Origin of the sequence: Bradyrhizobium manausense (assembly GCF_018131105.1) — a bacterium.
Classification (GTDB): Bacteria; Pseudomonadota; Alphaproteobacteria; order Rhizobiales; family Xanthobacteraceae; genus Bradyrhizobium; species Bradyrhizobium manausense_B.
The window spans coordinates 1,282,176-1,294,658 of the sequence record NZ_JAFCJI010000001.1; the positions used below are offsets into that span (position 1 = coordinate 1,282,176).

Sequence of the window (12,483 nt, forward strand, 5' to 3'; positions counted from 1 at the left end):
AAATTGCTGCCGGCATGACGCAGGCGGCCTATGATGTTGACGAACGAAAGAGGGGAGTTCTCCCATGAAAACAGGTCTGGTGATTACCGCCCATCCCGGTGATTTCGTCTGGCGCGCCGGCGGTGCCATCGCGCTGCATGCGAAGAAGGGCTATCGCATGAAGATCGTGTGCATGTCCTTTGGTGAACGCGGCGAGAGCCAGTTCGCCTGGAAGGAAAAGGGCGCGACGCTGGAATCGGTCAAGGCCGGCCGCAAGGACGAGGCGGAGCGGGCAGCAAAGCTGCTCGGCGCCGAGATCGAGTTCTTCGATTGCGGCGACTATCCGCTCAAGCTGACCGAGACGCATTTCGACCGCATGGTCGACATCTATCGTGAGCTCAATCCGCGCTTCGTGCTGACGCACGCGCTGGAAGACCCCTACAATTTCGACCATCCGAATGCTGCGCATTTTGCGCAGGAGACCCGTGTGGTCGCGCAGGCGATGGGCCACAAGCCCGGTGCGCAGTACAAATATTCGGCGCCGCCGGTGTTTCTGTTCGAACCGCACCAGCCTGAGCAGTGCAATTACAAGCCCGACCTGCTCCTCAAGATCGACGAGGTCTGGAAGGAGAAGTACGAGGCTTTCCAGATTCTCGCCGCGCAAAAGCATCTCTGGGGCTATTACGAGCGCGTCGCGCTCAACCGCGGCATCCAGGGTAGCCGCAACACCGGCGTTCCCATGACCTATGGCGAGGCCTATCAGCGCCTGTTCCCGACTGTTGCGGAGGAACTGGCATGAAGCCGGTCGTCGTTCGTAACGTCAAGCGGGCCGATCCCGCCGGGATGGCTGACTACGGTGTCTCGACCGTGCACGAGGCCTATGGCCGGCTTGGCCTGATGAAGCCATATTTGCGGCCGGTCTGGGCGGGCGCGTCGATCGCCGGTCCCGCCGTCACCGTGCTGGCCCAGCCCGGCGACAACTGGATGATCCACGTCGCCGTCGAGCAGTGCAGGTCGGGCGACATTCTGGTCGTCGGCTGCACCACCGACAACACCGATGGCATGTTCGGCGAGCTGCTGGCGACCTCGCTGAGGGCGCGCGGCGTGCAGGGGTTGATCATCGACGCCGGCTGCCGGGACGTCAAAGCGCTGCACGAGATGAATTTCCCGGTGTGGTCGCGCGCGGTTTCGGCCAAGGGTACGGTCAAGGCCACGCTCGGCTCGGTCAACGTCCCCGTGGTCTGTGCCGGCGTCAATGTCGATCCCGGTGACATCATCGTCGCCGATGACGACGGCGTCGTCGTGGTGCCGAAGCGCCATGCGGCCGAAGTGGCCGAGAGGGCGAAGAAGCGCAATGCCGACGAGGGCGGCAAGCGCTCGCGTCTTGCTTCGGGCGAGCTTGGTCTCGACATGTACAACATGCGCGAAGCACTGGCGAAGGCCGGGCTCGTCTATGTCGACAATCCCGAGGATGTCTGAAGAGTATCGGAGCGGGCGGATGGATCGTCTCAAGCTGAACGCCGTGCTCGGCAGTCACCCTCACGTCAAGGCGGTGAAGAGCGGTGGGCTCCGCTCCGACCTGTTCGATCTCGACTTCATCGAATACACGCCGACCAATGCGGCATTCAAGCCGATGGTGCGGGAGCAGGCGTTCGACGTCTGCGAGATGGCGATTGTCACCTATCTGATGGCGAAGGCGCACGGCAAGCCGCTGGTGCTGCTGCCCGCGAGCATGATGGGCCGTTTCCAGCACTCCTATGCGCTCTACAATCCCGCGCGGGGAGTGCTCGGACCGTCCGACCTCGAAGGCAAGCGTGTCGGCATCCGCTCGTTCACGACGACCACGGGCGCCTGGATCAGGGGCATTCTTGCCAACGACTATGGCGTCAATCTCGACAAGATAAAATGGGTGACGTTCGAGGATCCGCACGTCGCCGAATATATCGACACCACCGAGCGCGCATCGAAGGACAAGAAGATCTTGCAGATGCTGCTCGACGGCGAGCTCGACGCTGTCCTTGGCGAGACCTCCGATAATCCCAGGCTGAAGCCGCTCTTCCCTGATCCCGCGGCGGAGGCTGCCAAATGGTACGCTCGCCGCGGTGTCGTGCCGGTGAACCATCTCGTGGTCGTGACCGAGCAACTCGCGAAATCGCGCCCCGATGTGGTCGCAGGCCTTTATGATCTGCTCAAGCGGAACAAGGAACAGGCGGGGCCTGCGGCCAATCCCGACTTCATTCCGTTCGGAATCGAGGCGAATAGGAAGCCGTTGGAGCTGATCGTCGACTATGCGTTCCAGCAGGCGCTGATCCCGCGGCGCTACGTGGTCGAGGAGCTTTTCGATGCGACGACACGAGGATTGAACTGATGTCAGATCCGAAGCACTGGCAGATCGGGCTGGTCGGCTATGGTGAAGTCGGCCGGATCCTGGCCGAGGATCTACGTCAGCAGGATATCAAAGTCGCGGCCTACGACATCAAGCTCGAGGGCGAGCAGGGCGCTGCATTGAGGGAGCACGCCGCGAAGTTCGGCGTGACGCTTGCAACCTCACATGCCGAGCTGACTGCGAAATCCGATTTCATCATCTCGGCAGTGACGGCGAGCCAGGCTGTCCCGGTCGCAAAGGCCTGTGCTGCGGCGATCAACCAAGGCACGTGGTTTCTCGACTTCAACTCGGCCTCTCCAGGCGCCAAGCAGCGCGCGGCGGCCCTGATCGACGGCGCCGCGGGACGCTACGTCGAGGGCGCGGTGATGACCTCGGTGCCGCCTTATCGGATCAAGGTGCCGCTGCTGCTCGGCGGTCCCGGCGCGAAGGAGCTGGAGCCGCTGCTGAATGCGATCGGTTTTGCGGCGAAGGTCGCGAGCGACAAGCTCGGCGTGTCCTCGGCCGTAAAAATGTGCCGCAGCATCATGATCAAGGGCCTCGAGGCCATGGTCATCGAGAGTTTTACCACCGCACGCGCCTATGGCGTCGAGGATGCAGTGCTGGCCTCGCTGACGGAAACCTTTCCGGCGATCAATTGGGAGAAGCAGGGTGCCTATTTCTTCCAGCGCGTGATCGAGCACGGCCGCCGTCGTGCCGAAGAGGTGCGTGAAGTCGCCGAAACGGTGCGCGAGGCCGGGCTGACGCCATGGTCGGCGCAGGGCACGGCCGAGCGTCAGGCCTGGGTGGCCGATCTCGCCGACGAAGGCTTGTTTGGCACGAAAGGCACAAAGGAATTCGCCCGCAGCGCCGATTGGCGCACGGAGGCGGACCGGATTCTGGCGAAAATCAAACGCTGAAGGTCAGCTCGGAACCCTGTCGTCGTCGCGACAGCCGGAGACTTCGTCGCGGGCGGCCTCGATCAAATCAATCAGGCTCTTGGCCTCGCGGACGACGTCCTTGGTGCGCTCGGTCCTGAACTCGGTCAGGATCATGCGGATGCACTTGTCCGCCGTATCGAGCGTCCACAGCGCGCGGGCCATGTCGTCCTGCGTGTGGATCGCCGAGATATCGAGGCCCGACAACACTTCGCCGATGCCGTTCAATCGCTTGACGGCGGTCTCGGCCGGCGTGCTGGCCCGGATGGATTGGTAATCAATGCTGCTGAAGGCGCTGAACATATCCATGACTTCCCCAGAGAACGCAGATGGTCAGTGCGCCTGGGCCAGTATGTTCAGAGTGGTCGACCTCGCAACGCGTGGTGCTACGGTCCGGGATTTTACCGGGTCCGGATTTATGTGGAATTTGGCGGCAAATCGGGCCCGAAATGCCGATGATCAGCGACGCTTCCCGACCATCTTACCGTCGAGTGCGACGAGCATACCTGCCTTGTACACAGCGCGGCCCTGCGGCACCGCGACCACGGCCTCGGGGACATGTTCCGCGTTCAACGTCAGGAAGTCGGCTTTGGCCCCGACAGATAGGCCGTAGCCTTCGAGCCGCAGCGCCTTGGCGCCTGCTGCGGTGACCACATCGAAGGCGACCCGCAATTCCTCATCGATGTTGAAGCCAGAACGATAGCCGAGTGTCGTTGCCCGGCGCAGCATGTCGCCATCGCCATAGGGCCACCAGGAATCGCGGATGTTGTCGTTGCCGCTGAACACGGTGACGCCGGCGTTGCGCAAGGGCAGGATCGGCGGGAAGGCCCGGGCGCCCGGCGCATTCGTCATGATCGCGACGCCGGCGCGAGCCAGGATGTCTGCGACGCCCTTGAGCTGATCCGCTGTGATATCGCCAAGTCCATAAGCGTGGCTGATGGCGACATGGCCTTCCATGCCGAGCGCGCGCGTGCGCGCAGCGATCTGCTCGATCTCGAATGCGCCCAGCGTGCCCATGTCGTGGAGGTGGATGTCGACACCGATGCCGTGCTTGCTGGCCACCCCAAACACGACGTCGAGATGCTTCTCGACATCGCGATCAAAACTGGCGGGATCGAGCCCGCCGACGAGGTTCGCGCCGAGACCGATGGCCTCATCAAGCAATTGCGGCGTCCCCGGGCTCCTCAAAATGCCGCTCTGGGGAAAGGCGACGAGCTGGATGTCGATCAGGTCACGATATTCCTCGCGCACGCGCAAGATCGTCTCCAGCGACTTCAGGCCGACCGAGCCATCAACCATGACATGGCTGCGCATTTGGGTGGCGCCGTGTCCGATGCAAAGATCGAGCTGGTTGCGCGCCCGCACGTCCATGGGCGCCGCTTCAGCCATGTTCTGGGCCTGGAAGGCCACACGTTCGTGCACGTCGAAACCATTGGTGCACGGCTTGTGCGGGCGCCACGCGTCGCCATAGAAGCTGGTATCGAGATGGATGTGGCCTTCGACGAAGCCGGGAACGACCAGGGCATTGCCTAGGTCAACGGTGTCGGTGCCGCCCGCGGGGGCGTCGGCCGGCAGGAGCGCCGCGATGCGCCCGTCCTTGACCGCAATGTGATGCCGCGCCCCGCTGTCGAAGCGCGCGTTCAGGAAGATCTTGTCGAAGGCCATCCGGTAGCTCCCGTTGGGTCGATGTGTGGCGCGTGTTGCGCGCGCCGATCAGTTTCGCGGGTGAAACAGCTTGGCCGGCGCCCGCTCAATGGTCTGCCGCCCACTCTTGAACCCCATCAGGATATCCGGCAGTTCGGCGATCGCGAAGCGGCTATCTTGTGTGTCGAGCACGACGAGATCGGCGGGCTTGCCGACCGCGATGCCGTAATCCCTGAGGTTCATCAGCCGCGCCGGCAGCTCGGTGACGAGATCGAGGCAGGTATCGAAATCGCCGACGGCGGCGTGCGCGACATTGGCGTATAAGTTCGCCATCCGCAGCAGCGAGGCATCGCCGAACGGGGTGAAGGGATTGAGCACGTTGTTGGTCGCGACCGAGCACACGATGCCGTCGCTCGCGAGCTTGTGCGCGAGCGTCAGTCCGCGCGGCGCGTTGTGGGTGGCGTCGCGTCCCATCAAATAGAGATCGGTTGCCGGCAGCACGGTGACGGCGACACCGGCCTTCGCCAGTTGCGCGGTGGCCGCCTTGAGCCGTTCCGGCGGCAGGGCCGAGAGTTTTGTGGCATGACCGATCGCGACGCGGCCGCCGTAGTCGCGCCGCTCGGTCTGCCGGCAGACCTCATCGAGATGAGACCAGGACGGATCGAGATCGAAGTCGAGATGAAGGTCGACGTCGAGGTCGAACTGCTGGGCGAGATCGAAGATGCGTGCGAGATGCGCATTCGGGTCGGGGTCGGTATACGGGCAGCCCCCGATCGCATGGGCGCCGTCGCGCAAGGCTTGAACCAGCAGTTCGTCAGCGCCGGGATCGTTGGTCAGGCCTTCCTGTGGGAAGACGCAAAGTCCGAGGTCGATCGCCCAGGCGTAATCGCGCTTGAGCGCCTTGACCGCCTCGAAGCTGCGCAGGCCGATGCGCGGGTCGATCTCGACATGGGTGCGCATATGTGTGGTTCCGTGCACGATGGCGCGTTCGAGCACCTTGGCGCCGCGTGCATAGACGTCGTCCGTGCTGAAATCCCGCTTCATCGCCGAAACGGCACGGATGGCATCGCCCAGCGTGCCTCGGATGTGCCCGCAGCGCTCGAGCAAGCAGGCCTTGTCGAGATGGATGTGAGTGTCGACGAAGCCGGGCAAGGCTAGTCGTCCTCCCACATCGACCTCGATGCCTTCGCAAGCGAGCCTGGGTTCGATTGCGGCGATGCGTCCGTTCGTCACGCCGATATCGACGAGCGTCGGGGATGATCGCAATCGGGCGTTGCGGAAGATCAGGTCGAAGGCTGGCTGGACGGTCATGGCGGGAATCTTGAGATGTCGACTTATAGCAGTCGGCGAGGTTACAGGCGTGCGGCAATGTAGCGGAGATCTGATCAAAATATATGCGTCCTCCGGGATATCGAGGTACGTATCGAAAGCCGCGATAGCTGATAGACGCAGGCTGGTCTGGTGGCTGGCGACCGCCTGGGCTATCACCCCATCGATTGCGCCCCGCAATGGAGGCCAACCCGCTTTCAGGAGCTCCCCGATGCGTCTACCCGCCGTCCTTTTGGCTTTCACTTGTCTTGCCGGCGCAGCGTCGGCCGAAGATCTGTCGGGCACGCTTCAGAAGGTCAAGGACACCAAGAAGATCACGCTCGGCTATCAGGAAGCCTCAGTGCCCTTCAGCTATCTCGACGGCAACCAGAAGCCGGTCGGCTTCGCCATGGATATCTGCCTCAAGATCGTGGACGCCGTGAAGAAGCAGCTCGCCATGCCCGACATTGCCGTCGACACTGTCGCAGTGACCTCGTCGAACCGCATCCCGTTGATGGTGAACGGCACACTTGATCTGCACTGCTCGGCGACCACCAACAATGCCGACCGCCAGAAGCAGGTCGCCTTCACCAACACGCATTTCCTCAGCGCGACCCGATTTGCCGCCAAGAAGGCCGCCAAGATCAACACCATCGACGATCTCAAGGGCAAGGCGGTGACGGCCGTGGCGGGGTCGGTCAATTTGAATCAGCTCGCCAAGGTCAATACCGAGCGCAATCTCGGCATCAAGATCATGCCGGCGGTGGATCAGGCCGAAGCATTCCTGCTGCTCGAGACCGACCGCGCGCAGGCCTACGCGCTCGACGACGTCCAGCTTGCGGTTGCCATCGCGCGCTCGAAGGAGCCGGCACAGTTCATGATCAGCGAAGAGACGTTCTCGAAGCCTGAGCCCTACGGGATCATGCTGCGCCGGGACGACGCGCCGTTCAAGGCGCTGGCCGATCGCGCCACGGCCGAGCTCTATGCGAGCCCGGAGATCGAGGTGCTCTACAGGAAGTGGCTGGAATCCCCGACGCCGCCGAACGGCCTCAACTACAACGTCCCGATGTCGGCGGCCTTGCGCAATGCTTTCAAGCATCCGAGCTCGAGCGCCGATCCGGATGTGTATCTGGTGAAGTAAAGGCGAGGAACTAGCGGGCGGCACTTGTGTTTCCGAACTCTGCGTGGGCGGCCGGTCGCGATTTCGTGATCGGTATATGATTGCGAACTAATAATTAGTTTCCTATCTAATTCGCATGGCCCCCTCGCAGACTCATATTCACGGTGAAATCGGCCGGCTCGTCACCCGCCTTGCCCGGATCTGGCGGCGCGAGTCGGATCAGGCGCTGTCCGATCACGGCCTGTCCTATGCGACGGCGATCCCGCTGCTTGTGCTGTCGCGCCAGGGTGAGAACGTGCGGCAAGGCGTGCTGGCCGACGAACTCGGCATTGAAGGGCCATCGCTGGTTCGCCTGATCGACCTGCTGCAGGCCGAGGGGCTTGTGGAGCGCCGAGAGGACCCGACCGACCGCCGCGCCAAAACGCTCCATCTGACGAAGGCGGGCGAAGCCAAGGTCGATGAGACCAACCGCGTGCTGCGGCGGGTGCGGGTGAACCTGTTGAAGGATATCGCACCCGAGGAACTTGCGATAACCTTCGAGACTCTTCAGCGCATCGAACAGCGGGCCAGCCGGTTACAGGACGCCAAGGCCGGTCCAGAGGCGAAGTAGCCATGCGCGCAGATGAACCGTTCCTGGTCCGCCACGCGGACCTGATTTTTGCCTTGAAGACGTTTGCGGCGTCGATGCTGGCGCTCGTCATTGCGCTCGCCATGGATTTGCCGCGGCCATATTGGGCGATGGCGACCGTCTACATCACCTCGCAGCCGCTCGCCGGTGCAACCAGCTCGAAGGCCTTCTTCCGGGTGATGGGCACGCTGGTCGGCGCCATCGTGACGGTCGCGCTGGTGCCGAACCTGATCAATGCGCCCGAATTGTTGTGTCTCGCCATCGCGCTCTGGGTCGGGCTTTGCCTCTATTTGTCGCTGCTCGACGGCACCCCGCGCAGCTACGTCTTCATGCTGGCCGGTTACACGGTCGCCTTGATCGGCTTCCCCTCGGTATCCGAGCCGGGCGCGATTTTCGACACGGCGGTGGCAAGGCTGGAAGAAATCTCGCTCGGCATTATCTGCGCCAGTCTGGTCTCGACCATCGTATTGCCTCGCAGTGTCGCGCCGGCCGTCGCCGGCCGTGTCGACAGCTGGCTGTTGGACGCGCGGCGTCTCAGCCAGGTCGTGTTACTGCGCGAGGGGACCAATGAAACTCGCCGCCGCAAGCGCCTCAAGCTGGCGTCAGACATTGTCGAGATCGACACGCTCTCCACGCATCTTGCCTATGATCGGCTGACCGACCGCAATGCGGTGACCGGCCTCGGCGAGATCAGGTTGCGCATGCTGATGCTGCTGCCGGTGATCGCCTCGCTGGAGGACCGGTTGGCCGCTTTAGGGGCTGAGGCGCTGCGCTGGCAGCCGGAGCTCAAGCGATTGCTCGAGGATCTCGCGCAATGGATCGTCAGCGACGTCAGCGCTCGGCAACCAGCCGAGCGGATCCGCGCCATGATCATCGAGCGGCAGGCGGGGCTCGACCCCAGCGCGTCCTGGGAGCGGATCATCATCACGAGCCTGCTATCGCGGCTGCGCGAGCTGGTTGACCTCTCGCGCGATTGCCGCGAATTGACCGAGGCCATTGCCGATCATCGCAGCGTCTCGGCTCTCGATCTGGCGTTTCATTCCGAAGCCGGCGCTGCGCCCGTGCGCCACCGCGATCGCGGCATGGCCCTCTGGTCGGCGGCGGGCGCGGCGATGGCCATCCTGATCTGCTGCGCATTCTGGATCGGCACGGGCTGGCCGGATGGCGCCTCGGCGCCGATGATGGCTGCAGTCGCTTGCTCGTTCTTTGCCGCGCAGGACGAGCCCGCACGCTTCATCCGCAGCTTCGGCCTGTGGTCGCTGGTCGCCATTGTCGTCGTTGCGACCTATCTGTTCGCGCTGGTGCCAGCGATCTCGCATATCGAGGTTCTGGTCGTTGCGCTGGCGCCGACCTTCCTGCTCTACGGTTTCCTGATCGCGCGACCAGCCACGGCGGGCACCGGCATGGCGCTCGCGGCCAACACTGCGACGCTGCTCGCGCTGCAATCGACCTACATCGCGGATTTTGCCTCTTACGCCAATTCCGCCGTGGCGTTCTTCGTCGGCGTCCTCATCGCCGAGCTGGTGACGCGGATCGCACGCGGCGTGGGCGCGGAGTGGATCGCCAATCGCCTGGTGCTGTCGAGCTGGATCACGATCGCGGTCGCGGCCGAGCGCCGCGGCAAGCGCGACCGCGCGGAGTTCGCAGGCCTGATGCTGCACCGTCTCGGGCTACTGGTGCAGCGGATCGCCTTCCTCTCGGAGAGCGATCGCCGCGACGCCGACAGCCTCGTGCAGCTCCGCATCGGCATCAACATCATCGATCTGCGCCGCGCGCGTTACGGGCTTGCGGCCTCGACCATCGCGGTCATCGACGACATGCTCGATCAGCTTGCCATCGCCTGCCGCAGCTATGCGGGCGGGGGGATGCCGCGCGAACTGCTGACCAGTGTTGATCAGGCGCTGGCCCAGGCGGTGAAGGATCCCAATGACATGGCGCGCGAAGACGCCCTGATTGGCCTCGTCGGCATCCGTCGCGGCCTGTTCCCGGACGCACCGGCCTATCGACCGCGGACAGATGCGAGTGCGGCGGCATGAGATTTGTGATCGACATCTACGGCGTGCTCGTGCCGGCCCTTCTGCTCTGGATCATCGTCGCCTATGTGCTGAGCGCGCTGCTGCGCCTGATCATGCAGCGCTTCGACCTCTACCGGCTGGTCTGGCACCGCGCGCTGTTCGATTTCTCTGTTTTCGTCTGCCTGCTCGGCGGTGTCGTTTATCTCTCGGAGTACCTCTCATGAAAGGGAATTTCGTCTGGCTCGGCCGCCTCGCTGTGACCATCATTGTCGTCGTAGCGGCGCTCGGCATCGGCCGCGAGCTCTGGGTCTACTACATGGAGTCGCCCTGGACGCGTGACGGCCGTGTGCGCGCCGACGTGGTGCAGGTCGCGCCCGATGTGTCCGGCTTCGTCACCGATGTGCAGGTCAAGGACAACCAGAAGGTCCATCGCGGCGACGTGCTGTTCAAGATCGATCGCGAACGCTTCGCGCTGGCGCTGCGGCAAGCCGATGCGTCGGTCGCCGGGCATCAGGCGACGCTGGATCAAGCCAATGCCGATCTGAAGCGCTACAACGCACTGACCACCGATGCCGTGTCACAGCAGAAGCAGGAGCAGGTGCTCGCCACTCAGCTCCAGGCCAAGGCAGCGTTCGATCAGGCCGTCGCGGATCGCGCGGTCGCCCAGCTCAATCTCGACCGCAGCGAGGTCCATGCCTCCGTGAACGGCGTGATTACCAACATGGATCTGCGCCCCGGCGCTTACGTGTCCGCCGGCAAAGGCGTGATGGCGCTGGTCGACAGCGACACGCTGCATGTGGAGGGCTATTTCGAAGAGACCAAGCTCGCGCGCATCCGCACCGGTGACAAGGCTTTGGTCCGCCTGATGGGCGAGAAGGCGACGCTGTCAGGCCATGTGGAGAGCATCGCGGCCGGCATCGAGGACCGCGACCGCGCCGAGGGCGCAAGCCTGCTCGCCAACGTGAACCCGACCTTCAGCTGGGTCCGGCTCGCCCAGCGCGTGCCCGTGCGCATCGCGCTCGATAAAGTACCGGACGACATACCGCTCGTCGCGGGACGTTCTGCGACGGTCGAGGTGTTGAACTGAGCGCGATATCGCGCTGATCATTATTTGGTCCTCTCCCCTGCGGGAGAGGGCATCTGCGCTGGTTGATACATACTCTCTTGGGTGAGGGGTATGTCTCCACGTGTACCTTGCGGAGGGATACCCCTCATCCGGCGCTGCGCGCCACTGTCTCCGACAGGGCGAGAAGGTAGAAAGCTTACGCGTTGGAATATTTCTTCAGCTCGAACCGCGCGATCTGGTTTCGGTGCACCTCATCCGGCCCATCGGCGAGACGCAGCAAGCGCGCGGTGGCGTAGGCTTGCGTCAGGCCGAAATCGTTCGAGGTGCCGCCGCCGCCATGGGCCTGGATCGCCCAATCGATGATCTGGCAGGCCATGTTAGGAACCGCGACCTTGATCATGGCGATCTCGGCCTTTGCGACCTTGTTGCCGACCGTGTCCATCGCGTAGGCGGCATTCAGCGTCAGTAGCCGGGCCTGCTCGATCATGATGCGCGCTTCGGCGATGCGCTCCTGCGTCACCGTCTGTTCGGACACCGGCTTGCCGAAGGCGACGCGGCTGCGGACGCGCCGGCACATCTTTTCCAACGTGCGTTCTGATAGTCCAATCAGGCGCATGCAATGATGGATACGACCGGGGCCGAGGCGACCCTGTGCGATCTCGAAGCCGCGGCCTTCGCCGAGCAGCATGTTTTCCTTCGGGACCCGCACATTGGTGAAGATCACCTCCGAGGCGCGGTCGGGCACGCCGTAGAAGCCGAACACGGGCAGGGAGCGCTTCACTTCGATGCCTGGCGTGTCCATCGGCACCAGGATCATGGATTGCTGCTTGTGACGATCCGCATTGTCAGGATCAGTCTTGCCCATGAAGATGCAGATCTTGCAACGCGGGTCGGTCGCGTTGGTCGTGTACCATTTACGGCCGTTGATGACGTAATGGTCGCCGTCGCGTACGATCGAGCTCTCGATGTTGGTCGCGTCCGATGACGCAACCGCGGGCTCGGTCATGGCGAAGCAGGAACGGATTTCGCCAGCGAGCAGCGGCTTCAGCCAGCGCTCCTTGTCCTTCTCCGAGCCGTAGCGTTCCAGCACCTCCATGTTGCCGGTATCGGGCGCCGAGCAGTTGAACACTTCCGGCGCCAGATGCGAGCGGCCCATGACCTCGCAGAGCGGGGCGTATTCGAGATTGGTGAGGCCCGCGCCGTGGCCGGATTCCGGCAGGAACAGATTCCAGAGGCCCTCGGCGCGCGCCAGCGGTTTCAGCTCCTCGACGGCAGGATAGACCTTCCACGGCCCGAGCTCCTCCGCCTCTCGGTAGAACCGCTCTTCGTTGGGATAGATGTGCCGGTCCATGAAACTTTCCAGCTTGCGCTTGAGCTCGACGACTTTTGGCGACATCGGGTAGAGCATTTGTCGTCTCCTTGA

Annotated in this window: 13 protein-coding genes; 9 read left to right on the forward strand and 4 right to left on the reverse strand. The window is 63.5% G+C overall.

Going from position 1 to position 12,483, the window contains the following annotated elements:
- Nucleotides 1–64: 64 nt before the first annotated feature.
- The 4 genes from JQ631_RS05850 to JQ631_RS05865 are packed head-to-tail and all read left to right on the forward strand — an operon-like array spanning nucleotide 65 to nucleotide 3,261.
- Nucleotides 65–778, forward strand: a complete 714-nt coding sequence (locus JQ631_RS05850; protein ID WP_212324734.1) for a PIG-L deacetylase family protein — start codon at nucleotides 65–67, stop codon at nucleotides 776–778.
- Nucleotides 775–1,458, forward strand: coding sequence for a 4-carboxy-4-hydroxy-2-oxoadipate aldolase/oxaloacetate decarboxylase (locus JQ631_RS05855; RefSeq protein WP_212324735.1), 684 nt, complete (start codon nucleotides 775–777; stop codon nucleotides 1,456–1,458). Before JQ631_RS05850 ends, JQ631_RS05855 begins: the two co-directional genes overlap by 4 nt.
- Before the next feature lie 19 nt (nucleotides 1,459–1,477).
- Entirely contained in the window at nucleotides 1,478–2,347 is an 870-nt protein-coding gene (locus JQ631_RS05860; protein ID WP_212324736.1) for an ABC transporter substrate-binding protein, read from the forward strand.
- Complete coding sequence (locus JQ631_RS05865; RefSeq protein ID WP_212328509.1) at nucleotides 2,344–3,261, forward strand: DUF1932 domain-containing protein; 918 nt, start codon at nucleotides 2,344–2,346, stop codon at nucleotides 3,259–3,261. Before JQ631_RS05860 ends, JQ631_RS05865 begins: the two co-directional genes overlap by 4 nt.
- Before the next feature lie 3 nt (nucleotides 3,262–3,264).
- On the opposite strand, the gene JQ631_RS05870 is transcribed toward JQ631_RS05865, so the two are convergent.
- The 3 genes from JQ631_RS05870 to JQ631_RS05880 all read right to left on the reverse strand — a co-directional run bounded on the left by JQ631_RS05870 (nucleotide 3,265) and on the right by JQ631_RS05880 (nucleotide 6,234).
- Nucleotides 3,265–3,582: a hypothetical protein gene (locus JQ631_RS05870; RefSeq protein WP_212328510.1), complete on the reverse strand. Its 318-nt coding sequence runs from the start codon at nucleotides 3,580–3,582 to the stop codon at nucleotides 3,265–3,267.
- A 156-nt stretch (nucleotides 3,583–3,738) separates the two neighbouring features.
- A complete protein-coding gene (locus JQ631_RS05875; RefSeq protein ID WP_212324738.1) occupies nucleotides 3,739–4,944 on the reverse strand; it encodes an amidohydrolase family protein in 1,206 nt (401 codons plus the stop codon).
- Between the two features lie 48 nt (nucleotides 4,945–4,992).
- Nucleotides 4,993–6,234: an amidohydrolase family protein gene (locus JQ631_RS05880; protein WP_212324740.1), complete on the reverse strand. Its 1,242-nt coding sequence runs from the start codon at nucleotides 6,232–6,234 to the stop codon at nucleotides 4,993–4,995.
- Nucleotides 6,235–6,463: 229 nt separating this feature from the next.
- Between JQ631_RS05880 and JQ631_RS05885 the strand changes: the two genes are divergently transcribed.
- The 5 genes from JQ631_RS05885 (at nucleotide 6,464) to JQ631_RS05905 (ending at nucleotide 11,081) form a co-directional block, all read left to right on the forward strand.
- Nucleotides 6,464–7,372, forward strand: coding sequence for an amino acid ABC transporter substrate-binding protein (locus tag JQ631_RS05885; protein ID WP_212324741.1), 909 nt, complete (start codon nucleotides 6,464–6,466; stop codon nucleotides 7,370–7,372).
- A gap of 115 nt (nucleotides 7,373–7,487) precedes the next feature.
- A complete protein-coding gene (locus tag JQ631_RS05890) occupies nucleotides 7,488–7,961 on the forward strand; it encodes a MarR family winged helix-turn-helix transcriptional regulator (protein ID WP_212324743.1) in 474 nt (157 codons plus the stop codon).
- A gap of 2 nt (nucleotides 7,962–7,963) precedes the next feature.
- The gene (locus JQ631_RS05895) at nucleotides 7,964–10,015 is read left to right on the forward strand and encodes an FUSC family protein (protein WP_212324745.1); all 2,052 of its coding nucleotides are present in this window, start codon (nucleotides 7,964–7,966) and stop codon (nucleotides 10,013–10,015) included.
- A complete protein-coding gene (locus JQ631_RS05900) occupies nucleotides 10,012–10,218 on the forward strand; it encodes a DUF1656 domain-containing protein (RefSeq protein WP_212324747.1) in 207 nt (68 codons plus the stop codon). Before JQ631_RS05895 ends, JQ631_RS05900 begins: the two co-directional genes overlap by 4 nt.
- Nucleotides 10,215–11,081, forward strand: a complete 867-nt coding sequence (locus JQ631_RS05905; RefSeq protein ID WP_212324749.1) for an efflux RND transporter periplasmic adaptor subunit — start codon at nucleotides 10,215–10,217, stop codon at nucleotides 11,079–11,081. The genes JQ631_RS05900 and JQ631_RS05905 overlap by 4 nt, the downstream gene beginning before the upstream one ends.
- A gap of 175 nt (nucleotides 11,082–11,256) precedes the next feature.
- Here the strand turns inward: JQ631_RS05905 and JQ631_RS05910 are convergent, their stop codons facing one another.
- The gene (locus JQ631_RS05910; protein WP_212324751.1) at nucleotides 11,257–12,468 is read right to left on the reverse strand and encodes an acyl-CoA dehydrogenase family protein; all 1,212 of its coding nucleotides are present in this window, start codon (nucleotides 12,466–12,468) and stop codon (nucleotides 11,257–11,259) included.
- Nucleotides 12,469–12,483: the final 15 nt, after the last annotated feature.

Coding starts and splice junctions, on each gene's coding strand:
- JQ631_RS05850 (WP_212324734.1), top strand. CDS start 65: ATGAAAACAGGTCTGGTGATTACCGCCCATCCCGGTGATTTCGTCTGG.
- JQ631_RS05855 (WP_212324735.1), top strand. CDS start 775: ATGAAGCCGGTCGTCGTTCGTAACGTCAAGCGGGCCGATCCCGCCGGG.
- JQ631_RS05860 (WP_212324736.1), top strand. CDS start 1,478: ATGGATCGTCTCAAGCTGAACGCCGTGCTCGGCAGTCACCCTCACGTC.
- JQ631_RS05870 (WP_212328510.1), bottom strand. CDS start 3,582: ATGTTCAGCGCCTTCAGCAGCATTGATTACCAATCCATCCGGGCCAGC.
- JQ631_RS05875 (WP_212324738.1), bottom strand. CDS start 4,944: ATGGCCTTCGACAAGATCTTCCTGAACGCGCGCTTCGACAGCGGGGCG.
- JQ631_RS05880 (WP_212324740.1), bottom strand. CDS start 6,234: ATGACCGTCCAGCCAGCCTTCGACCTGATCTTCCGCAACGCCCGATTG.
- JQ631_RS05885 (WP_212324741.1), top strand. CDS start 6,464: ATGCGTCTACCCGCCGTCCTTTTGGCTTTCACTTGTCTTGCCGGCGCA.
- JQ631_RS05890 (WP_212324743.1), top strand. CDS start 7,488: ATGGCCCCCTCGCAGACTCATATTCACGGTGAAATCGGCCGGCTCGTC.
- JQ631_RS05895 (WP_212324745.1), top strand. CDS start 7,964: ATGCGCGCAGATGAACCGTTCCTGGTCCGCCACGCGGACCTGATTTTT.
- JQ631_RS05900 (WP_212324747.1), top strand. CDS start 10,012: ATGAGATTTGTGATCGACATCTACGGCGTGCTCGTGCCGGCCCTTCTG.
- JQ631_RS05905 (WP_212324749.1), top strand. CDS start 10,215: ATGAAAGGGAATTTCGTCTGGCTCGGCCGCCTCGCTGTGACCATCATT.
- JQ631_RS05910 (WP_212324751.1), bottom strand. CDS start 12,468: ATGCTCTACCCGATGTCGCCAAAAGTCGTCGAGCTCAAGCGCAAGCTG.